The 18,962-nt window shown below is 73.6% G+C and carries 21 protein-coding genes, 1 tRNA gene and 2 pseudogenes; 12 read left to right on the top strand and 12 right to left on the bottom strand.

Features of this window, described 5'->3' with window-relative positions; genetic code table 11:
* Position 1 precedes the first annotated feature (1 nt).
* Positions 2–766 carry an SDR family oxidoreductase gene (locus OG295_RS25655; RefSeq protein WP_371679009.1) on the bottom strand — a complete coding sequence of 255 codons (765 nt, stop codon included), beginning with the start codon at positions 764–766 and terminating at the stop codon, positions 2–4.
* Between the two features lie 56 nt (positions 767–822).
* Between OG295_RS25655 and OG295_RS25650 the strand changes: the two genes are divergently transcribed.
* From OG295_RS25650 to OG295_RS25630, 5 genes are read left to right on the top strand one after another with little or no spacing between them, the layout of a single operon-like run.
* Entirely contained in the window at positions 823–1,590 is a 768-nt protein-coding gene (locus tag OG295_RS25650; RefSeq protein WP_371679008.1) for an enoyl-CoA hydratase family protein, read from the top strand.
* Positions 1,587–2,438: a CoA transferase subunit A gene (locus OG295_RS25645; protein ID WP_371679007.1), complete on the top strand. Its 852-nt coding sequence runs from the start codon at positions 1,587–1,589 to the stop codon at positions 2,436–2,438. Before OG295_RS25650 ends, OG295_RS25645 begins: the two co-directional genes overlap by 4 nt.
* Positions 2,435–3,166, top strand: a complete 732-nt coding sequence (locus tag OG295_RS25640) for a CoA-transferase subunit beta (protein WP_371679006.1) — start codon at positions 2,435–2,437, stop codon at positions 3,164–3,166. Before OG295_RS25645 ends, OG295_RS25640 begins: the two co-directional genes overlap by 4 nt.
* Positions 3,167–3,203: 37 nt before the next feature.
* Positions 3,204–4,262: an NAD(P)H-dependent flavin oxidoreductase gene (locus tag OG295_RS25635; protein ID WP_371681305.1), complete on the top strand. Its 1,059-nt coding sequence runs from the start codon at positions 3,204–3,206 to the stop codon at positions 4,260–4,262.
* A 30-nt stretch (positions 4,263–4,292) separates the two neighbouring features.
* Positions 4,293–5,228: a tyrosine-protein phosphatase gene (locus OG295_RS25630; protein WP_371679005.1), complete on the top strand. Its 936-nt coding sequence runs from the start codon at positions 4,293–4,295 to the stop codon at positions 5,226–5,228.
* 96 nt (positions 5,229–5,324) lie between these two features.
* Here the strand turns inward: OG295_RS25630 and OG295_RS25625 are convergent, their stop codons facing one another.
* The 6 genes and pseudogenes from OG295_RS25625 to OG295_RS25600 all read right to left on the bottom strand — a co-directional run.
* The gene (locus tag OG295_RS25625) at positions 5,325–7,004 is read right to left on the bottom strand and encodes a DEAD/DEAH box helicase (RefSeq protein ID WP_371679004.1); all 1,680 of its coding nucleotides are present in this window, start codon (positions 7,002–7,004) and stop codon (positions 5,325–5,327) included.
* A gap of 104 nt (positions 7,005–7,108) precedes the next feature.
* Positions 7,109–7,312: a cold-shock protein gene (locus OG295_RS25620; protein ID WP_007263537.1), complete on the bottom strand. Its 204-nt coding sequence runs from the start codon at positions 7,310–7,312 to the stop codon at positions 7,109–7,111.
* A gap of 206 nt (positions 7,313–7,518) precedes the next feature.
* Positions 7,519–8,676 carry an acetyl-CoA C-acetyltransferase gene (locus tag OG295_RS25615; RefSeq protein ID WP_371679003.1) on the bottom strand — a complete coding sequence of 386 codons (1,158 nt, stop codon included), beginning with the start codon at positions 8,674–8,676 and terminating at the stop codon, positions 7,519–7,521.
* Between the two features lie 17 nt (positions 8,677–8,693).
* Positions 8,694–9,308, bottom strand: coding sequence for a TetR/AcrR family transcriptional regulator (locus tag OG295_RS25610; RefSeq protein WP_371679002.1), 615 nt, complete (start codon positions 9,306–9,308; stop codon positions 8,694–8,696).
* Positions 9,309–9,323: 15 nt separating this feature from the next.
* Positions 9,324–10,106 (bottom strand): SDR family oxidoreductase, encoded by a 783-nt coding sequence (locus OG295_RS25605; RefSeq protein WP_371679001.1) that lies wholly within the window; start codon positions 10,104–10,106, stop codon positions 9,324–9,326.
* A pseudogene (locus OG295_RS25600) lies at positions 10,103–10,741 on the bottom strand (acyl-CoA dehydrogenase family protein); the annotation flags it as partial. The pseudogene OG295_RS25600 and the gene OG295_RS25605, both read right to left, overlap by 4 nt.
* A 159-nt stretch (positions 10,742–10,900) precedes the next feature.
* Between OG295_RS25600 and OG295_RS25595 the strand changes: the two are divergent.
* The 3 genes and pseudogenes from OG295_RS25595 (at position 10,901) to OG295_RS25585 (ending at position 13,566) form a co-directional block, all read left to right on the top strand.
* Positions 10,901–11,432, top strand: a pseudogene (locus tag OG295_RS25595) (hypothetical protein).
* Positions 11,432–12,577, top strand: coding sequence for an acyl-CoA dehydrogenase family protein (locus OG295_RS25590; RefSeq protein WP_371679000.1), 1,146 nt, complete (start codon positions 11,432–11,434; stop codon positions 12,575–12,577). Before OG295_RS25595 ends, OG295_RS25590 begins: the two are co-directional and overlap by 1 nt.
* Positions 12,577–13,566 carry an acyl-CoA dehydrogenase family protein gene (locus OG295_RS25585; RefSeq protein WP_371678999.1) on the top strand — a complete coding sequence of 330 codons (990 nt, stop codon included), beginning with the start codon at positions 12,577–12,579 and terminating at the stop codon, positions 13,564–13,566. Before OG295_RS25590 ends, OG295_RS25585 begins: the two co-directional genes overlap by 1 nt.
* On the opposite strand, the gene OG295_RS25580 is transcribed toward OG295_RS25585, so the two are convergent.
* Both OG295_RS25580 and OG295_RS25575 read right to left on the bottom strand, forming a co-directional pair.
* The gene (locus tag OG295_RS25580) at positions 13,548–13,913 is read right to left on the bottom strand and encodes a YrdB family protein (RefSeq protein ID WP_371678998.1); all 366 of its coding nucleotides are present in this window, start codon (positions 13,911–13,913) and stop codon (positions 13,548–13,550) included. The genes OG295_RS25585 and OG295_RS25580 overlap by 19 nt on opposite strands.
* Positions 13,913–14,647: a class I SAM-dependent methyltransferase gene (locus OG295_RS25575; RefSeq protein ID WP_371678997.1), complete on the bottom strand. Its 735-nt coding sequence runs from the start codon at positions 14,645–14,647 to the stop codon at positions 13,913–13,915. Before OG295_RS25575 ends, OG295_RS25580 begins: the two co-directional genes overlap by 1 nt.
* Before the next feature lie 451 nt (positions 14,648–15,098).
* Between OG295_RS25575 and OG295_RS25570 the strand changes: the two genes are divergently transcribed.
* Genes OG295_RS25570 through OG295_RS25560 form a run of 3 tightly spaced genes read left to right on the top strand, consistent with a single transcriptional unit; the run spans position 15,099 to position 16,824 of the window.
* The gene (locus tag OG295_RS25570; RefSeq protein ID WP_371678996.1) at positions 15,099–15,461 is read left to right on the top strand and encodes a CorA family divalent cation transporter; all 363 of its coding nucleotides are present in this window, start codon (positions 15,099–15,101) and stop codon (positions 15,459–15,461) included.
* Positions 15,462–15,495: 34 nt separating this feature from the next.
* Positions 15,496–15,846, top strand: a complete 351-nt coding sequence (locus OG295_RS25565; RefSeq protein WP_371678995.1) for a CorA family divalent cation transporter — start codon at positions 15,496–15,498, stop codon at positions 15,844–15,846.
* A 15-nt stretch (positions 15,847–15,861) separates the two neighbouring features.
* The gene (locus OG295_RS25560; protein ID WP_371678994.1) at positions 15,862–16,824 is read left to right on the top strand and encodes an endonuclease/exonuclease/phosphatase family protein; all 963 of its coding nucleotides are present in this window, start codon (positions 15,862–15,864) and stop codon (positions 16,822–16,824) included.
* Positions 16,825–16,860: 36 nt separating this feature from the next.
* On the opposite strand, the gene OG295_RS25555 is transcribed toward OG295_RS25560, so the two are convergent.
* Complete coding sequence (locus OG295_RS25555) at positions 16,861–17,193, bottom strand: hypothetical protein (protein ID WP_371678993.1); 333 nt, start codon at positions 17,191–17,193, stop codon at positions 16,861–16,863.
* A 67-nt stretch (positions 17,194–17,260) separates the two neighbouring features.
* Here OG295_RS25555 and OG295_RS25550 point away from each other — a divergent pair.
* Positions 17,261–17,335, top strand: a tRNA-Cys gene (locus tag OG295_RS25550).
* A 20-nt stretch (positions 17,336–17,355) separates the two neighbouring features.
* Here the strand turns inward: OG295_RS25550 and OG295_RS25545 are convergent.
* Together OG295_RS25545 and OG295_RS25540 are read right to left on the bottom strand one after the other, a co-directional pair.
* On the bottom strand, positions 17,356–18,237 hold the full coding sequence (locus OG295_RS25545; RefSeq protein ID WP_371678992.1) for an alpha/beta hydrolase: 882 nt from the start codon (positions 18,235–18,237) through the stop codon (positions 17,356–17,358).
* Positions 18,234–18,962, bottom strand: coding sequence for an SDR family NAD(P)-dependent oxidoreductase (locus OG295_RS25540; RefSeq protein ID WP_371678991.1), 729 nt, complete (start codon positions 18,960–18,962; stop codon positions 18,234–18,236). The genes OG295_RS25545 and OG295_RS25540 overlap by 4 nt, the downstream gene beginning before the upstream one ends.

The following is an 18,962-nucleotide window of genomic DNA, read 5'->3' as shown; positions in this document are numbered from 1 at the left end:
CTCAGCTCTCCTTGTTGACAGTTGCCGCATCAAGAAACGCCGGGCGCTCCCCGCCCCCGTGCACCAGCAGGCTCGCCCCGCTGACGTATCCCGCCCGGTCGGAGGCGAGGAACACCGCCGCCTCCCCCACGTCCGAGGGCTCGGCGAGCCGGCCCAGGGGGACGGTCGCGCCGACCGCCGCGATGCCCGCCTCGTCGCCGTAGTGCAGGTGCGCGAGCTCGGTGCGCACCATGCCCAGGACCAGGGAGTTGACCCGCACCTCGGGCGCCCACTCGACGGCCATGGAGCGGGCCAGGTTCTCCAGCCCCGCCTTGGCCGCCCCGTAGACGGCGGTGCCGGGCGAGGGGCGGGTGCCGCTGACGCTGCCGATCATCAGGACCGAGCCGTGCGAGGCCCGCAGCCACGGGTGGGCGGCGAGCGAGGCGGTCAGCGGGGCGATGAGGTTCAGCTCCAGGACGCGGGCGTGCCGCTCGGCCCCGCCCTCGCCGAGGAGCCGGTACGGGGTTCCGCCCGCGTTGTTCACCAGGCAGTCGAGCCGCCCGAAGCGGTCGGCGACCGAGGCGAAGAACTCCGTCACGGCGCCGGGATCGCGCAGGTCGACGGGGGTGAAGGCGGCTTCCCGCCCGCCCGCCGCGACCGGTTCCTCCGGTGGTCTGCGGGCGCAGACCACCACCTCCGCGCCCGCCGCGAGGAACGCCCGCGCGATCCCGGCGCCGACGCCCCTGGTTCCGCCGGTGACGACGATGACCCTCCCCTTGAGCTCCATCGGCTGCTACCTTCCTCGCCTAACAAATGTTTGGTGGAAAGGTAGCTGATCCGCTCATGGGTGTCTCCACCTCCAGCCCCGGCAAGGGCATATCCCTCGTCACAGTCGACTTCCCGCCCGTCAACGCCCTTCCCGTCCAGGGCTGGTACGACCTCGCCGACGCCCTGCGCGCCGCCGGCCGCGATCCCGGGGTCCGCTGCGTGGTCCTGGCCGCCGAGGGCCGCGGCTTCAACGCGGGCGTCGACATCAAGGAGGTGCAGCGCGACACCGGGCACGGCGCCCTCATCGGCGCCAACCGCGGCTGCTACGAGGCCTTCGCCGCCGTCTACGAGTGCGAGGTGCCGGTCGTCGCGGCCGTGAACGGGTTCTGCCTCGGCGGCGGCATCGGCCTCGTCGGCAACGCCGACGCCATCGTCGCCTCCGACGACGCCGTCTTCGGCCTGCCGGAGCTCGACCGCGGCGCCCTCGGCGCCGCCACCCACCTGGCCCGGCTCGTCCCGCAGCACCTGATGCGCGCCCTCTACTACACCTCGCGCACCGCCACCGCCGCCGAACTGCACGCGCACGGCTCGGTCTGGAAGGTGGTCCCGCCCGCGGAACTGCGGGCCGCCGCCCTGGAACTGGCCGCCGAGATCGCCAGGAAGGACGGCTACCTGATCAGGCTGGCCAAGGCCGCCATCAACGGCATCGACCCCGTCGACGTCCGGCGCAGCTACCGCTTCGAACAGGGCTTCACCTTCGAGGCCAACCTCAGCGGGGTCGCCGACCGGGTCCGCGACACCTTCGGGAAAGACGCCTCCGGCAAGCAAGGGAGCACCCGGTGACCGACAAGACCATGACCCCCGACGAGGTGGCCGGCCGCTTGCGCAGCGGCATGACCGTGGGCATCGGCGGCTGGGGCTCGCGGCGCAAGCCGATGGCCCTGGTCAGAGCGCTGCTCCGGTCCGAGATCACCGATCTGACCGTGATCTCGTACGGCGGCCCCGACGTCGGCCTCCTCGCCGCCGCGGGCCGCATCGCCAGGCTGATCGCCCCCTTCGCCACCCTGGACTCCATCCCGCTGGAGCCGCACTTCCGGGCCGCCCGCGAGAGCGGCGCGTTCGCCCTCACCGAGTACGACGAGGCCATGTTCATGTGGGGCCTGCACGCCGCCGCGAACCGGCTCCCCTTCCTGCCCGTCCGGGCCGGCCTCGGCTCCGACGTGATGCGGGTCAACCCGGAGCTGCGCACCGTCACCTCCCCCTACGCCGACGGCGAGGAGTTCGTCGCCGTCCCCGCCCTGCGCATGGACGCGGCCCTGGTCCACCTCAACCGCGCCGACCGCCTGGGCAACGGCCAGTACCTCGGCCCGGACCCCTACTTCGACGACCTGTTCTGCGAGGCCGCCGACACCGCGTACGTCTCCTGCGAACAGCTCGTGGAGAGCACCGAGCTCGCCAAGGCCGGCCCCCCGCAGTCCCTGCTGGTCAGCCGGCACTCCGTCACCGGGGTCGTGGAGACCCCGAACGGCGCGCACTTCACCTCCTGCGTCCCCGACTACGGCCGCGACGAGGCCTTCCAGAAGCTCTACGCCACCACCCCCTGGCCCGAGTTCGCCGCCCGCTTCCTCTCCGGTCCGGGCGAGCACGACTACCAGACCGCCGTCCGCACCTGGCACGAGGAGCAGCAGTGACCAGCCCGATCAGCCGTTCGGAATACTGCGTGGTCGCCTGCGCCGAGGCCTGGCGCGACAACGGCGAGGTGCTCGCCAGCCCCATGGGCCCTGTCCCCTCCTTCGGTGCCCGGCTCGCCAAGCGCACCTTCTCCCCCGACCTGCTGCTCACCGACGGCGAGGCGATGCTGGTCGGAATCGACGGCACGCCCGAGGGCTGGCTCCCGTACCGCAGGCACCTGACGATGGTCACCGGCGGGCGGCGGCACGTGATGATGGGCGCCAGCCAGATCGACCGGTACGGGAACCAGAACATCTCCTGCATCGGAGCCTGGGAGCGGCCCGCCCGCCAGCTCCTGGGGGTGCGCGGGGCTCCGGTGAACACCCTGAACAACCCGGTGAGCTACTGGGTGCCCCGGCACTCCCCCCGGGTCTTCGTCGAGCGCGTCGACATGGTCAGCGGCGTCGGCTACGACCGCGCCGAGGCCGCCGGGGTCACCCGCTTCCACCACCTGCCCCGGGTGGTCAGCGACCTCGGCGTCTTCGACTTCACCGGCCCCGGTCACACGATGCGCCTGGTCTCCCTCCACCCGGGGGTCACCCTCGACCGGGTCCGGGAGGCGACCGGCTTCGAACTGGCGGTCGCCGACGAGGTCCCGTACACCCGGGAACCGACGGAGCGGGAGCTGCGGCTGATCCGCGAGGTCATCGACCCCGAGGGCCTGCGCGACCGGGAAGTGCGGGTCTGACATGGGGGAAGGGACCGGCGGGGCCGAAGTGCCCGCCCTGGAGACGGCGTTCACCAAGCTGGTCGGCGTCCGCCACCCGATCGTCCAGACCGGCATGGGCTGGGTGGCCGGGCCACGGCTGGTGTCGGGGGCGGCGAACGCGGGGGCCCTCGGCATCCTGGCGTCGGCGACGATGACCCTGGAGCAGCTGCGGGCGGCCGTCCACGAGGTCAAGTCCCGTACGGACGCCCCCTTCGGGGTCAACCTGCGCGCGGACGCCGGGGACGCCGCCGAACGCGCGCAGCTGATCATCGACGAGGGCGTCCGGGTGGCCTCCTTCGCGCTGGCCCCGTCGAAGGAGCTGATCGCCCGCCTCAAGGACGCGGGGGTGGTGGTGATCCCCTCCATCGGGGCGCGCCGGCACGCCGAGAAGGTCGCGGCCTGGGGCGCGGACGCGGTGATCGTGCAGGGCGGGGAGGGCGGCGGGCACACCGGGGACGTGGCCACGACGGTGCTGCTGCCTCAGGTGGTCGACGCGGTGGACGTCCCGGTGGTCGCGGCGGGCGGCTTCCACGACGGCCGCGGCCTGGTGGCGGCCCTGGCGTACGGGGCGGCGGGCGTCGCCATGGGCACCCGGTTCCTGCTGACCTCCGACTCGACCGTCCCGGACGCCGTCAAGGCGGAGTACCTGAAGGCGACCGTCAAGGACGTCACCGTCACCACCGCCGTGGACGGGCTCCCGCACCGGATGCTGCGCACGGAGCTGGTCGACGCGCTGGAACGGGCCGGGCGGACCCGGGCGCTGGCGCGGGCCGTGCGGCACGCGGCGGGCTTCAGGAGGCTGTCGGGCCTGTCCTGGTCGCGGATGGTGCGCGACGGCCTGTCCATGAAACACGGCAAGGACCTGTCCTGGAGCCAGGTTCTGCTCGCCGCCAACACCCCCATGCTCCTGAAGGCGTCCATGGTCGAGGGCCGTACGGACCTCGGTGTCATGGCATCCGGCCAGGTCGCGGGGGTGATCGAGGATCTGCCGTCCTGTGCGGAGCTCGTCGGCCGCGTCATGGCCGAGGCACACGCGGTACTGCACACGCTCCGCGCCCTGCCACCGGCAGGGTGATCCCCCTTCTCCTCCACGGGAGTCGTCCCCATGAGCCGTGCCCGAATCCGTCTGGCGTCCACGGCGGCCGCCGTCGCACTCACCGCCGCCGTCGCCCTTCCCGCCGCGGCGCCCGCCGTCGCGGCACCCGGAGCGGGGGCCGCTGCCCTCCGCCCCCTCCGGCAGCAGGCAACGGCGATCCGTCAGATCCCGCTCCAGGGCGCCGTCAACGTCCGTGACGTCGGCGGCTACCGCACGTACACCGGCGGACTGGTCCGCCAGGGGCTGGTCTACCGCTCCGACGCGCTGGGCAGGCTGACCCCGGCGGACATCACCACCGTCGCGGGTCTCGGCCTCACCAAGGCCGTCGACTTCCGCATCCCCATGGAGGTCCAGTACGACGGCGCCGACCGGCTGCCGGCCGGGCTCTCCGCCACCTCCCGCCCGGTCAGCGACCTGGGCCTGTACGGCACCCTGGTCGGCGCGATCGCCAGCGGCGATCCCGTCAAGCAGGAGCAGATGCTGGGCGGCGGCCGGGCCGAGGCCTACATGCGGGACATCTACCGCACCTTCGTGAGCAGCCCCGAGAACCGGGCGCAGTTCGCGGCGACGCTGCGGGAGATCGCGGACTCCGGCCAGGGACCGCTGCTGTACCACTGCACGTCCGGCAAGGACCGCACCGGCTGGATGAGCTACGTGCTGCTGCGCGCGCTGGGCGTGCCGGAGGCGTCGGCCGGGAGCGACTACCTGGCCTCGAACACCTTCCGCGGGGCCTACGACGCCCAGGTCCGGGCGGGCCTCAAGCAGTCGGGCCGGATGCAGAACCCCGACCTGCTGATCCCGCTCCAGGAGGTGCGCCAGGACTACCTGGAGGCGGCGACCGCGCAGCTGGACGCCGACTACGGCGGCTTCTACGGCTACCTGACGGACGGCCTGGGCCTGGACCTGCGGACGCTCGCGAAGCTCCAGGCCAAGATGGTCCGCTAAAGCGGGCCCGGCACCGGCCCCGGCAGGGCACGGACGGCACGAAGGGGCCGGGCGGTGCGTGACGCACCACCCGGCCCCTTCTCGTGTCGCTGGGGGTCAGACCGCCCGGCGGCGGCCCTGGCCGCCGGTGCCGACGCGGCTGCGCGCGGAGGCCGCGGCAGCGCCACCGGAGGAGGCGCCCCCGGAGGAGCGGCGGCCCTGACCGGCGGAGCCGGCGGCCGAGCCGGAGCCCTGGCCGCCCTGACCGCGGCGGGAGCGGTCGGAGCCGGCGGCGGGGGCCTGCCCGGACGCGCCGGAGCCGGTGCGGCGGCCGCGGCCGCCGGAGGCGGGGGCGGCACCCGTGCCGGAGCCGGTGCGCGGACCGCCCGAGCGGCGGCGCGCGGAGCCCGAGCCGGAGCCGGAGCGCTGCTTCGGCGGGGTCGCGACCGGGACCTCCAGCACCACGGGGATGCCCGAGGGCTCCCGGGCGCCGGTCAGGCGGGACAGCTCCTCGTCGGAGGACTTGATCTGCGCGGTGCGCGGGGTGATCCCGGCGTCCGACATCAGCCGGGTCATGTCGCGCTTCTGGTCGGGCAGGACCAGGGTGACCACGCTGCCGGACTCGCCGGCGCGGGCGGTACGGCCGCCGCGGTGCAGGTAGTCCTTGTGGTCGGTGGGCGGGTCCACGTTGACGACGAGGTCGAGGTCGTCGATGTGGATGCCGCGCGCGGCCACGTTGGTGGCGACCAGTGCGGTGACCTCGCCCGTCTTGAACCAGTCGAGGGTGCGGTTGCGCTGCGGCTGCGAGCGTCCGCCGTGCAGGCCGGAGGCGCGGACGCCGTCGGCCAGCAGCTTCTTGACCATGCGGTCCACGCCGCGCTTGGTGTCGACGAACATGATCACCCGGCCGTCGCGTGCGGCTATGCGCGTGGCCACGGCCTTCTTGTCGGTCTCGTCCATGACGTACAGGACGTGGTGCTCCATCGTGCTGACCGCGCCGGCGGACGGGTCGACGGAGAAGGCGACCGGGTCGGTGAGGAACATCTTGACGAGCTTGTCGATGTTCTTGTCGAGGGTCGCCGAGAACAGCATGGTCTGGCCACCGGGCTCGACCTGCTTGAGCAGGGCGGTGACCTGCGGCATGAAGCCCATGTCGGTCATCTGGTCGGCCTCGTCGAGGACCGTGACGGCGACCTGGGAGAGGTCGGCGTCGCCGCGGTCGATGAGGTCCTTCAGGCGGCCGGGGGTGGCGACGAGCACCTCGGCGCCGCGGCGCAGGGCGCCGGACTGCCGGTTGATCGACATGCCGCCGACGACGGTGGCGATGCGCAGGTTGACGGCCGTGGCGTAGGGGGCCAGGGCGTCGGTGACCTGCTGCGCGAGCTCGCGGGTCGGTACGAGGACCAGCGCGAGCGGCGCCTTCGGCTGCGCGCGGCGGCCGGAGGTGCGGGAGAGCAGGGCCAGGCCGAAGGCCAGCGTCTTGCCGGAGCCGGTGCGGCCGCGGCCGAGCAGGTCACGGCCGGCGAGGGAGTTCGGCAGCGTGGCGGCCTGGATGGGGAACGGCTCGGTCACGCCCTGGGCGGCGAGGGTCTTCAGCAGCGCCTCGGGCATGTCCATGTCCTCGAACGCGGCCACCGGCGGGAGGGCCGGGGTCAGCGGTTCGGGCATGGTGAATTCTTGCGGCCGGGCAACGGGGGCGGACTTCTGCCGTCCCGCGCCAGCCTTCGGACGTCCCTGGGCCGCACCTCGGCCCCGGGTGGGGCGGCGGCTGGGTCGTGCGGAGCTGGAGCTGGTCATGCGGAAAAAGCCCTCCTGAAACCGGCAGGTGCGAAACAGCGGTCGAGACAGCAGACAAGCCGGGGCCCGCACCTCGCGGCGCGGACCCCGGCATGCTGAAGAAATTAGGCGGGGAGGATGTTCTCCGCCTGGGGGCCCTTCTGGCCCTGCGTCACGTCGAAGGTCACGCGCTGACCCTCGGTGAGCTCACGGAAGCCCTGGGTGGCGATGTTCGAGTAGTGGGCGAAGACGTCCGGGCCGCCACCGTCCTGCTCGATGAAGCCGAAGCCCTTTTCCGAGTTGAACCACTTCACGGTACCGTTAGCCATTTGAATCTCCTGAATAGGCGGCAAGGGCCCCATCCGGAGATTCCGGTAAAAACAATTAAAGCGCCTGTCGGAGCATTCCCGTCAGGCGCACATAAAGTTCATGGGTACCACAACTGCAACAGCCCCAAAGCTAGCACACCTCCCCCGGGGGGCGACAAGACGCGGCGGCGGACCGCCGTGGCCGCCCGCCGCGCGTCCGCAGGACGTCAGAGGCGTTCGATGATCGTGACGTTGGCCTGGCCGCCGCCCTCGCACATCGTCTGGAGGCCGAAGCGGCCGCCCGTGCGCTCCAGTTCGTGCAGGAGGGTGGTCATCAGCTTGACGCCGGTCGCGCCCAGCGGGTGGCCCAGGGCGATGGCGCCGCCGTTGACGTTCACCCGGTCGGGGTCGGCCCCCGTCTCCTTCAGCCAGGCCAGGACCACCGGGGCGAAGGCCTCGTTGATCTCCACCAGATCGATGTCGGAGAGGGTCAGGCCCGTCTTCTTCAGGGCGTGCGCGGTCGCGGGGATCGGCGCCGACAGCATCCGGATCGGGTCCTCGCCGCGGACCGACAGGTGGTGGACGCGGGCCCGGGGGGTGAGGCCGTGCTCGGCGACCGCCCGCTCGGAGGCGATCAGCATCGCCGCCGCCCCGTCGGAGACCTGGGAGGAGACGGCCGCGGTGAGGGTGCCGCCCTCGACGACGGGCCGCAGACCGGCCATCTTCTCCAGGCTGGTGTCCCGGCGCGGTCCCTCGTCCACGCGCACGTCCCCGTAGGCGACGGTCTCGCGCTCGAAGCGGCCCTCGTCGATGGCCCGCAGGGCCCGCCGGTGGGAGCGCAGGGCGAATTCCTCCATGTCGCGCCGGGAGATCCCCCACTTCTCGGCGATGAGCTGCGCCCCGTGGAACTGGTTGACGGGGGCGTCCCCGTAGCGGGCGCGCCAGCCGGCCGATCCCGCGTAGGGGCCCTCGGTGAGGCCCAGGGGTTCGGCGGCCTGCCGGGAGGCGAAGGCGATGGGGATCATCGACATGTTCTGGGTGCCGCCCGCGACCACCAGGTCCTGGGTGCCGGACAGGACGCCCTGCGCCGCGAAGTGGACGGCCTGCTGGGAGGAGCCGCACTGGCGGTCGACGGTGACGCCCGGCACCTCCTCGGGCAGTCCGGCCGCCAGCCAGGCCGTGCGCGCGATGTCCCCGGCCTGCGGGCCGACGGTGTCGAGGCAGCCGAAGACCACGTCCTCGACGGCGGCCGGGTCGATCCCGGTCCGCTCGACCAGCGCCTTCAGGACGTGGGCGCCGAGGTCGGCGGGGTGCACGGCGGACAGGCCGCCGCCCCTGCGGCCCACGGGGGTGCGTACGGCGTCGACTATGTAGGCCTCGGGCATCGGGACTCCTCCGGTGGTTACGTGCGTACGGCGATCCCGTCCAGCACCATCGACAGGTACTGGCGGGCGATCTCCTCGGGGCTGTGCTGTCCGCCGGGCCGGTACCAGGAGGCGGCGACCCACACCGTGTCGCGGACGAAGCGGTAGGTGAGGCGGATGTCGAGGTCGGCCCGGAAGACCCGGGCGGCGACCCCGCGCTCCAGCGTGCCGAGCCACGCCTTCTCGAACTTGACCTGCGAGTCCGAGAGGTAGTGGAAGCGGGGCTGGGCGGACAGGGTCCGCGCTTCCTTCTGGTAGATGGCGACGGCGGCGCGGTGCCGGTCGATCTCCCGGAAGGACTCGGTGACGAGGGCCTCGATGGTCTCCCTGGGGCCGAGACCGGCGGCCAGGACGGTGTCGTAGCCCGCCCACAGCTCGTTCAGGAAGGCCGAGAGGATCTCGTCGAGCATCGATTCCTTGGAATCGAAGTGGTAGTAGAGGCTGCCGGCGAGCATCCCGGCGGCGTCGGCGATCTTGCGGACGGTGGTGGCGTTGTAGCCCTGGGCCGCGAAGACCTCGGCTGCGGTGCCGAGGAGTTCGCGTCGGCGCTCGGGGGAGGCCGTCACCTGCGGCTTCTTCTTGTTCGTTGGCACGGGCCCATTCTGCGGCTACGCGTGCTGGCTGCTGACCGAGACGGTCTCGCCCGTCATGTAGGACGAGTAGCCGCAGGCCAGGAAGACGATCACGTTGGCGATCTCCCAGGGCTCCGCGTAGCGGCCGAAGGCCTCGCGGGCGGTGAGTTCGGTGAGCAGCTCCTCGCTGGTGACCTTCACCAGGTGGGGGTGCATGGCCAGGCTGGGGGCGACCGCGTTGACCCGTACGCCGAAGGCCGCCGCCTCCAGCGCGGCGCAGCGGGTCAGGGCCATCACCCCGGCCTTGGCGGCGGCGTAGTGGGCCTGGCCGGTCTGCGCGCGCCAGCCGATGACGGAGGCGTTGTTGACGACGACCCCTCCCCGGCCGGCGGCCTTGAGGGAGCGCAGCGCGGCGCGGGTGCAGCGGAAGGTGCCGTTCAGGGTGACGTCGAGGATGCGGGACCACTGTGCGTCGGTCATGTCGACGAGGTCGGCGGTGCCGCCGAGCCCGGCGTTGTTGACGATGACGTCGAGGCCGCCGTGGAGCTCCTCGGCGCGGTCGAAGAGGGCCTGGACCTGCTCCTCGTCGGTGACGTCGCAGGGCAGGGAGGCGACGCGGTCCGCGCCGAACTCGGCGGCGAGGGCCTGCTCGGTCTCCTTCAGCCGGCGGGCGTGGGCGTCGCCGATGAGGACGCGGGCGCCTTCCTCCAGGAAGCGGCGGGCGGTGGCGCCGCCGATGCCGGCCCCGGCGGCGGCGGTGATGACGGCGGTGCGGCCCGCCAGCAGGTCGTGGGCGGGGACGTACGCGGGCGCGGTCATGTCCGTGCCTCCTTGGGAAGGCCGAGGATCCGCTCGGCGACGATGGTGCGCTGGATCTCGTCGGAACCCGCGTAGATCGTGTCGGCGCGGGAGAAGAGGAAGAGCCTCTGCCAGTCGTCGAGGTCGTACGGGGCCCCGTGCGCGCCGCCCGCGAGGAGGGAGGCGGCACCGCGGACGTCCATGGCGAGTTCGCCGAGGTCGCGGGGCCAGCGGGCCCGGTACAGCTTGGCCGGGGAGGGTGCGGTGCCGGGGCTCAGTGCGGTGGCGCGCATGGTCTCCAGGCCGATCCAGGCACGTACCAGCCGGTCGCGGACCAGCGGGTCGGCGAGGGCGCCGTTGCGTGCGGCCAGTGCGGCGAGGTCCTCCGGTTCGCGGCGGAAGCCGACCTGCTGGCCGAGGGTGGAGACGCCGCGCACCCCCTAGCCGAGGGTGGCCATGGCGACGGCCCGGCCGTCGCCGGGTGCGCCGACGACGTGGGCGGCGTCGGTGCGGGCGCCGTCGAAGAAGACCTCGTTGAACTCGGAGGTGCCGGTGAGCTGGACGATGGGCCGGATCTCGACCCCGGCCTGGTCCAGGGGGACCAGGAGGCAGGACAGGTCAGCGTGGCGCCGGGAGCCGGGGGTGGTGCGGGCGACTCCTCGCGTTCGCGGCCCGGTCCGCCGCGGCCCCTGAGGGCGGCGAACTCACCGGTGAGGTGGGCCCGTAGCCAACTCCGGACCGCGGTGCGGAACTCCTCGACGCTGCTCATGGCCGTACGTTAACCTACCAAACACTTGTTAGGGAAGGATGTCCGCATGCCCGACGCCACCGACGCCCCACCGGTGCTGGACGAGCGGCGCGGCCCCGTCGCGTACGTGACGATGAACCGCCCCCGCTACCGCAACGCGCAGAACAGCGCGATGACCTACGCCCTGGACGACGCCTTCTACCGGGCCTCCGACGACCCGGAGGTGAAGGTGGATGGGCATCCCCGGGGTCGAGTACTTCGCGCACCCGTGGGCGATGCCCCCGCGGATCGCGAAGGAGTTCCTCTACACCGGCGACCGGATGCCCGCCCGGCGGGCGTACGAGGTCAACCGGGTGGTGGCCCCGGACGCTCTGGCCGCCGAGACCGAGCGGCTGGCCCTGCGGATCGCCGAGATGCCCCCGTTCGGGCCGGCCCTGACCAAACGGGCCGTCAACCAGGCCGAGGACCTCCAGGGGATGCACGGCGGCATGGACTCGGTCTTCGGACTGCACCACCTGGCGCACGCCCACAACGCCGAGACGGCGGCGGACTCGCTCGGCGGCACGGACGTGGCCGCCATGAAGGAGGCGAACGGCTGATGGACCTGACCGAGACCGCGGAGGTGGCGGCCTTCCGGGCCGAGGCGCGGGCCTGGCTGACCGCGCACGTACCGCGGCGGCCCCTCCCCTCGCTGGAGACCGCGGAGGGCTTCGAGGCGCACCGGGAGTGGGAGGCGCGGATGGCCGCCGACCGCTGGTCGGTGGTGTCCTGGCCCGAGGAGTACGGCGGCCGGGGCGTGGACCTCGAACGGTGGCTGGTCTTCGAGGAGGAGTACTGGGCGGCGGGCGCACCGGGCCGGGTCTCGCAGAACGGCATCAACCTCCTCGCCCCGACCCTCTTCGACCACGCGAGCCCCGCCCAGCGGGCCCGGGTGCTGCCCTCCATGGCGAGCGGCGAGGTGATCTGGGCGCAGGCCTGGTCCGAGCCGGAGTCGGGCTCCGACCTGGCCTCGCTGAAGTCCCGGGCCGAGCGCACGGAGGGCGGCTGGCTGCTGTCGGGGCAGAAGACCTGGTCCTCGCGGGCCGCGTTCGCGGACCGGGCCTTCGGCATCTTCCGTACGGATCCCGGTGCGGACCGGCCCCACCGGGGGCTGACGTACCTGATGTTCGGCCTGCGCGAACCGGGGGTGACGGTGCGGCCCATCGGCCGGCTCGACGGCAAGCCCGCCTTCGCCGAACTCTTCCTCGACCGGGTCTTCGTACCCGACGAGGACGTGATCGGGGAGCCGGGGCAGGGCTGGCGGATCGCGATGGCGACGACGGGCAACGAGCGCGGGCTGACCCTGCGCTCCCCCGGCCGGTTCCTGGCCGCCGCCGACCGGCTCCTGGCCCTGTGGCGGGAGCGGGGCGACCCGGCGGACACGGCCCTGCGCGACCGGGTCGCGGACGCGGTGGTCGGGGCGCGCGCCTACGAGCTGTTCACCCGGGCCGGCGCCTCCCGCTTCGCGGCGGGCCGCGCGATCGGCGCCGAGTCCAGCCTGAACAAGGTGTTCTGGTCCGAGTACGACATGGCCCTGCACGAGACGGCCCTGGACCTGCTGGGCCCGGACGCCGAGCTGGCGGAGGGCGAGTGGGCCGAGCCGTGGGTCTTCTCCCTGGCCGGGCCGATCTACGCCGGCACCAACGAGATCCAGCGCGACATCATCGCCGAGCGGCTGCTCGGCCTCCCGAAGGGCCGCCGCTGATGCGCTTCCTGCCGACCGAGGAACAGGACGACTTCACCCGTACGCTGCGCTCCCTCCTCGGCGCCGCCGAGGTGCCCGCGGCCGTGCGGGCCTGGGCCGCCGGGGAGCACGGACCGGGGCTCGCCCTGTGGTCGCGGCTCGCGGACACGGGGCTGTTCGCGCTGGCGGTGCCGGAGGCGTACGAGGGGATGGGCCCGCTCCCGGTGGAACTGGCCCTCGGCTTCGTGGAGCTGGGCCGGGCCGGCGTCCCCGGGCCGGCCGTGGAGAGCGCGGCGGTGTCGGTGCTCCTGGCGCACCTCGGGGACGGGGCACTGGCGAAGCGTTTCCTCCCGGGGCTGGCGGCGGGTACGGCCCCGGCCACGCTGACCCTGCCGGGGGGCTCCCCGTACGCCCTGGACGCGGACGCGGCCACCTGGCACTTCACCGTCTCGGCGGCGGGGGAACTGCGCCTCGCCCCGGCCGGGAGCACCGTCGCCCCGCTGGCCTCCCTCGACCCGGCCCGCAGGCTCGGGGCCCCGGCGGACGGCGGGGAGCTCCTCGCGGCGGGCCCGGCCGTCACGGCCGCCGCGGAGGCGGCCCTGCGGTGGGCGCGGCTGCTGACGGCGGCCCAGTGCCTGGGCGTCGGCGAGGCCCTGCTCGGGCGGACCGTGGAGTACGCGAAGCAGCGCACCCAGTTCGGGACGCCGATCGGCGGTTTCCAGGCGGTCAAGCACCGGCTGGCGGACACCCTGCTGGGTCTGGAGTTCGCCCGGCCGCTGCTGTGGGCGGCGGCGCTGTCCCTGGAGCCGGGCGAGGTCGCGGCGGCGAAGCTCGCCGCGGGCGGGGCGGCGTACGCGGCCGCGCTGACCGCGCTGCAGCTGCACGGGGCCGTCGGCTACACCGAGGAGCTGGACCTGTCGCTGTGGCTGCGCAAGGCCCGGCCGCTGCGGGACGCGTGGGGCACGCCCGCGCAGTGCCGGGAGCGGGTGCTTCAGTCCCGGGAGCGGTAGTACGTCACCAGCGCGGTGTTCACCAGCACCAGGCCGGCGAACCACAGGGCCTGTGTGCGCATCCCCAGCCCGGCCAGGGCGAGGGCCGCGGACCCGAACACGACGGCCTTCACCGCGAGTACGGCCGGCAGCGGGACCGGATAGCGGGCGCGCGGCGCGGCGAAGGCCCCCCACAGCACGGCCGCGGCACCCGCCACCACCGCCCCGAGCAGCGCGCCGACGACGATGTGGCCGCCCCACTCGTAGCCCCAGACGGCGAGCGCGAGGAGGGCGGCGACCTCCAGGAGGAAGGCGAGGAGTTCGTTGGCCCGCCGGAACGCGCGGTGGGCCGCGGAGGCGGCCGCCATCACGGGTTCCGGGCGAGGTGCAGGGCGACGGTGTAGGGCTCCTCCACCGTCCCGTCCGGGAAGAGCCCCTCCAGCCGGGCGCGCTCGGCGTCCATGAACGCGCGGGTGCCCTCCTCCCCGAGGAGCAGGAAGGCCGAGTGGCTGGAGAGGTTGGCGAGGTGGGCGTCGAGGGGGATCCGGCGCGACCAGGCGACGGTGCGGGTGGCGAATCCGGAGCCGATGCCCTGCGGGAGGGTGCGGAACCGGGTGGCGCCGTCCGCCTCGAAGAACGCGCGGATGCGCGCGCCCTGTTCGGCGACCCAGGGGACGGACTCGTCTATGTCGTTCCACCAGATGGCGAGCGCCCCGCCGGGCCGCAGGACGCGGCGGGCCTCCGGGACGGCGCGGGCGGGGTCCGTCCAGTGCCAGGCCTGTGCGTACGTGACGAGGTCGAAGGCGCCGGTGGACAGGGGCAGTCGGTCCCCGTCGCCGCGGACGACCGGGATGTCCGGGTGCGCCCGCCGGAACTCGGCGGCCATCCCGTCCCCGGGCTCCACGGCGACCACCTCGGCCCCGCGCCGGCGCATCGGTCCGGTCCCGAGGCCGGTCCCGGCCCCCACGTCGGCCACCCTGGCGCCGGCGAGCGGCCGGCCGGCCAGCTCCTCGACGGCGTCGTACAGCGCTTCGGGATACCCGGGGCGGTGGGCCGCGTAGAGCGCGGCGGCCGCGTCGAAGGAACGGGCACGTGTCGTCATGTGCCCATTGTTTTCGATCGCCCTCCCCCTGACCAGCCCTTTCCTCCCACCCGCAGGCCGCCGGGGCTCGGTCTTTACAGGACACATAGGGCGATGGCCGATTTTCCCGACTTTGTAATCACATTGCCTGTCGTTTACGGTGTCGGAGGCGCGGACGAACCGCGTCTGGATTCGCGGGAGGTGATCAGCGTGCCTATTGGCAGTAGTTCCATGGCGTATACGCCACCGATCCCGCTCGACGCGCTGCGCTAGTCGCGCCTCTTTATCCCCATCCGACTTACACGGATCCGACTTATCCGGATCCGACACCGCATCGGCATGCCCCGGCACGTCCACCGGTGTCCGGGGCGCGCAGCGGTCGATCATGCACCGCAGCCCCGACTTTCCCGGCGAAACACATTCGCCACACGTTTACCGCCGAATCACGTCCGAGATCCGCGGAAGGAATGCCATGACCAACATGACGCCGACGACCCACGACAACACCCTCATGCCGGCCGAAACGGTGGAGGAGCACGCCCAGAAGGTGGAGCTGCTCCGCGAGATCAACCGGGAGATCCGCGGACTGAACCAGGAAATGGAAGACATCCGGGAAATCACCGAGGACCAGCTGAAGGTCACCGTGGAAACCCGGAGGGTGAGCGCCTGGACGGCGATTGCCGTCGTGCCCGGCGCCCTGGCGTCGCTCTACGGCTCCAATTTCGAGCACATGCCCGAGCTCCAGTTCAAGTACGGCTGGCCGGTGTTCCTCGCCGTCCTGGCGTCCACCGCGCTGGCGACCTACTTCGGGGTCAAGCGCAAGGGCTGGCTGTAGGCGGCCCGCCGCCGACCAGAGGAAGGGCAATCAAATGTCGGACAATTCCATGCGCCCCGTCCCGGCCGGGCTCACCCCGAAAGACCTCGACGCGTACTCGAACGAAGAGCTGCGCGAATTCCTCCAGGGAGTCCGCCGTTACCGGAAGGAAATGGTATTGCTCCACCGGAAGTCGGTGGAGCTCTTCGAGGGGAGCCGGGTCGCCCGGAGGGTGACCTCGTGGCTCGTGGTGTTCATGGTCCCCACGCTGCTGGGTGGTATCTACTCGGCGAACTTCCACCAGCCCGAGACCGCGCTGGTCTGGGCCTGGCCCGCCTTCCTCGCCCTGGTGGCCGGTTCGGGGATCGCCATGTTCGCGCACTTGCGGCGCAGGGGCTGCATCTAGGGAAGACGAGGATCCATGACCCGCAGCACACGGCGGGGCGGTTCGGGGGACCGCCCCCGCCGCACCGCACGCATCGCCGTCCCCTCGCTCCTCCTCGCCGTGGCCCTGCTCTTTCCGCGGCTCCTGCCCAACAGACCGGGCAACCTCGGCAGCCTGGCCGAGACCGCCCTCCCGTGGTCCGCCGTCGCGATAGTGGTCCTCCTCCTGTGGGCGGTGGCGCGCGGCACACGGCTGGGAATGGCCGCGGCCCTGGTGCCCCTCGTGGCCTGGTGCACCGTCTTCGTGCCCACCCTGGCGGCGCCGCCCCGTGCGGGGCTCGGCGACTTCAGGGCCCTGTCCTTCAACGTCGGCGGGGCCCGCACCACCCCCGAGGCCGTCGCCCGGGAGGTGATCGCCACCGGCGCCGATCTCGTCGCCCTGGAGAAGGTCCCCCTGGGGGCCGTCCCCGCGTACGAGAAGGCGCTCGCCGCGGCGTACCCCCACCACACCACCCGCAACACCCTCGGCCTGTGGTCGCGCCATCCGCTGCGCGAGGTCGAGGCGATGGACCTGGGCGGCCCCTGGCCGCACGCGATCCGGGCCGTCGCCGGGACCCCCGGTGGTGACACCGCCGTCTACACGGTGCGGCTGCCCTCCGTACGGGTCCGGGCGACCGAGGGCTTCGCCATCGGGCCCCGCGACGCGGCGGCGGCCGCACTGGCCGACCGCATCGCGCGGGATCCGGCCCCCCGCATGATGCTGCTCGGCGACCTCAACGGCAGCCTGGACGACCGGGGTCTGGCGCCCCTCGCCCGGCAGCTGGAGCCCGCGCACGAACACGCGGGCCAGGGCTTCGGGTTCACCTGGCCCGCCCCCTTCCCCGTGGTCCGGATCGACCACGTACTGCTGCGCGGCCTGGAGGCCACCACCACCAGCGTCCTGCCGGACCTGGGCAGTGACCACCGGCCCGTCCTCACCGAGGTGAGACGCACGGTGTGACGGGGCCGGGACGGGGGTGGGCCGCCGCCGGACGGATCAGGCGCGGCGCAGGGAGAGGCGCATGAGGGTGGCCGTCTGGAAGAGGAGGAGGACGGCGGTGGCGGCCTGGGCGGCCCACTGGGCGGGGCCGGTGTCCGGCCGGTCGTACGCCGCCCAGGCCGCGGCGCCCGCCAGGGCCACGCCCACCGCGACGGCGGCGACGAGGAAGCGGCCCGCGAACTCCGCCGGCGTGCCCTGGGGGACGGCGGAGCCGAGGACGAACACCCCGAGCAGGACCGGGATCCAGGGTGCTCCGGCGTCGCGCAGCAGGAAGGCGGCGCCCGCCTCCACGGCGAGGAGCAGGCAGGCGCGCAGGAGGAAGCCAGGCATGGACACATCATGCCGGGGAATCCGGCGTGCGCACCCGCCCACGGCCCGCATAAGATCCACCGCAAGGGCGGGGTCGTAGTACAGAGGTCGTTGCACCCCCCTGCAAGGGGGAAGACGCCGGTTCGAATCCGGCCGCCCCGCCCCCCTGTCCCGGCGTCTCCTTCACGGCGTCTGCGCCAGCCAGGCCGCCGCGCCCGCGAGCGCCGCCCGGCCGGCCGGCAGCGGCAGGCCCAGGAAGCCGTGGAAGACCCCTGGGTGGAGCCTGACCTCGCAGTCCACCCCCGCCTCCCCCAGCCGGCGCCCGTACGCCATCCCCTCGTCCCGCAGCAGGTCGCAGTCGGCGAGGAGGATCAGCGTGCGGGGCAGTGCGGCCAGCGCCTCCCGGCCGGCCCTCAGCGGCGAGACGTGCGGGTGCGCGGGATCGCCGCCGTACTGGTCCCAGTACCAGGCCATGTGCGCGGCGGTGTGGAAGTGGTCCCGGCCGTACGTGGTCACCGACCCGGAGCCCATCGAGGCGTCCAGCGGCGGGTACGCCAGCAGTTGCCCGGCGGCCAGTCCGGGTGCGCGCAGCGCGGTGACGGCGGCCAGGTTGCCGCCGCTGGAGTCCCCCGCGACCACCACCCGCCCCGGATCGCAGCCCAGCGCCTCCGCTTCGGCCCGCGCCCACAGCAGTACGCGCAGGGCGTCGTCGCAGGCGGCGGGCCAGGGGTGTTCGGGGGCCAGCCGGTAGTCGGCGGAGACGACCACCGCCCCTGAGGCGGCGGCCAGCTTCCGGCACAGGGCGTCGTGCGTGTCCAGCCCGCACATCACCCAGCCGCCGCCGTGGAAGTACACGGCGAGCGGCCGGCCGGCGGCTCCCGGCGCGGGGTCGTAGATCCGCACCGGGACCCCGCCCGCGTCGGCGTCGCGCACCGAGGCGACCTCGGGTCCGGGCGGGCCGGGCACGGCCGCCGCCCGCAGGGCCGTCACGTCCCCGGGTCCGGGGAAGACCGCCGCCATCGCGTCGCACAGCCCCCGCGCGGCGGGGGAGAGCCGCCCGCTCATCCGGCCGTCATCCCGCCGTCGACCGCGAACTCGGTCCCCGTCACGTACGAGGAGGCGTCCGAGCACAGGAACAGCACCAGCTCCCCGACCTCCCGGGGCCGCCCCATCCGGCCCAGCGGCACGTGCGACCAGTCCCGTCCGGCGACCGCCTCGGCCACCATCGGGGTGTCGATGGCCCCCGGGTGCACGGAGTTGACGCGGATCCCGTCCCCGGCCAGGTCCAGCGCGGCGGACCGGGTCAGCCCGCGCAGGGCGAACTTGGTGGACCCGTAGGCCGCGTGGCCGGGTATGCCGACCAGGCCCGCCGTGGAGGAGATGTTGACGACCGAGCCGCCGCCGGCCGCCCGCAGCACGGGCGCGACGGCCTGGATGCCGAGGAAGGGCCCCAGCAGGTTGACCCGGAGCAGTTCCTCGAAGCCCTGCGCGCTCTGCTCCTCCACGTGCGCGGTGCGCCACAGGGCGGCGTTGTTGACGAGTGCCGAGACGGTCCCGAAGGCGGCCACCGCCTCCCGCACCACCTCGGCCCAGCTGCCCGCGTCGGCCACGTCGTGCCGTACGTAGAGCGCGCGGTCCCCCAGTGCGGCGGCGACCGCCCGGCCCTCCTCCTCGCGGACGTCGGTGACGACGACCCGCGCCCCGGCCTCCGCGCACAGCCGGGCCTCCTCGGCGCCCTGGCCGCGTCCGGCGCCGGTGATCACGACGACCTTCCCGTCGAGTGAGATCAC

It is taken from the genome of Streptomyces sp. NBC_01276 (assembly GCF_041435355.1).
Taxonomy (GTDB): Bacteria; Actinomycetota; Actinomycetes; order Streptomycetales; family Streptomycetaceae; genus Streptomyces.
Note: the sequence above shows the minus strand (reverse complement) of the source record. Positions and strands in the feature narration are given on the sequence as shown.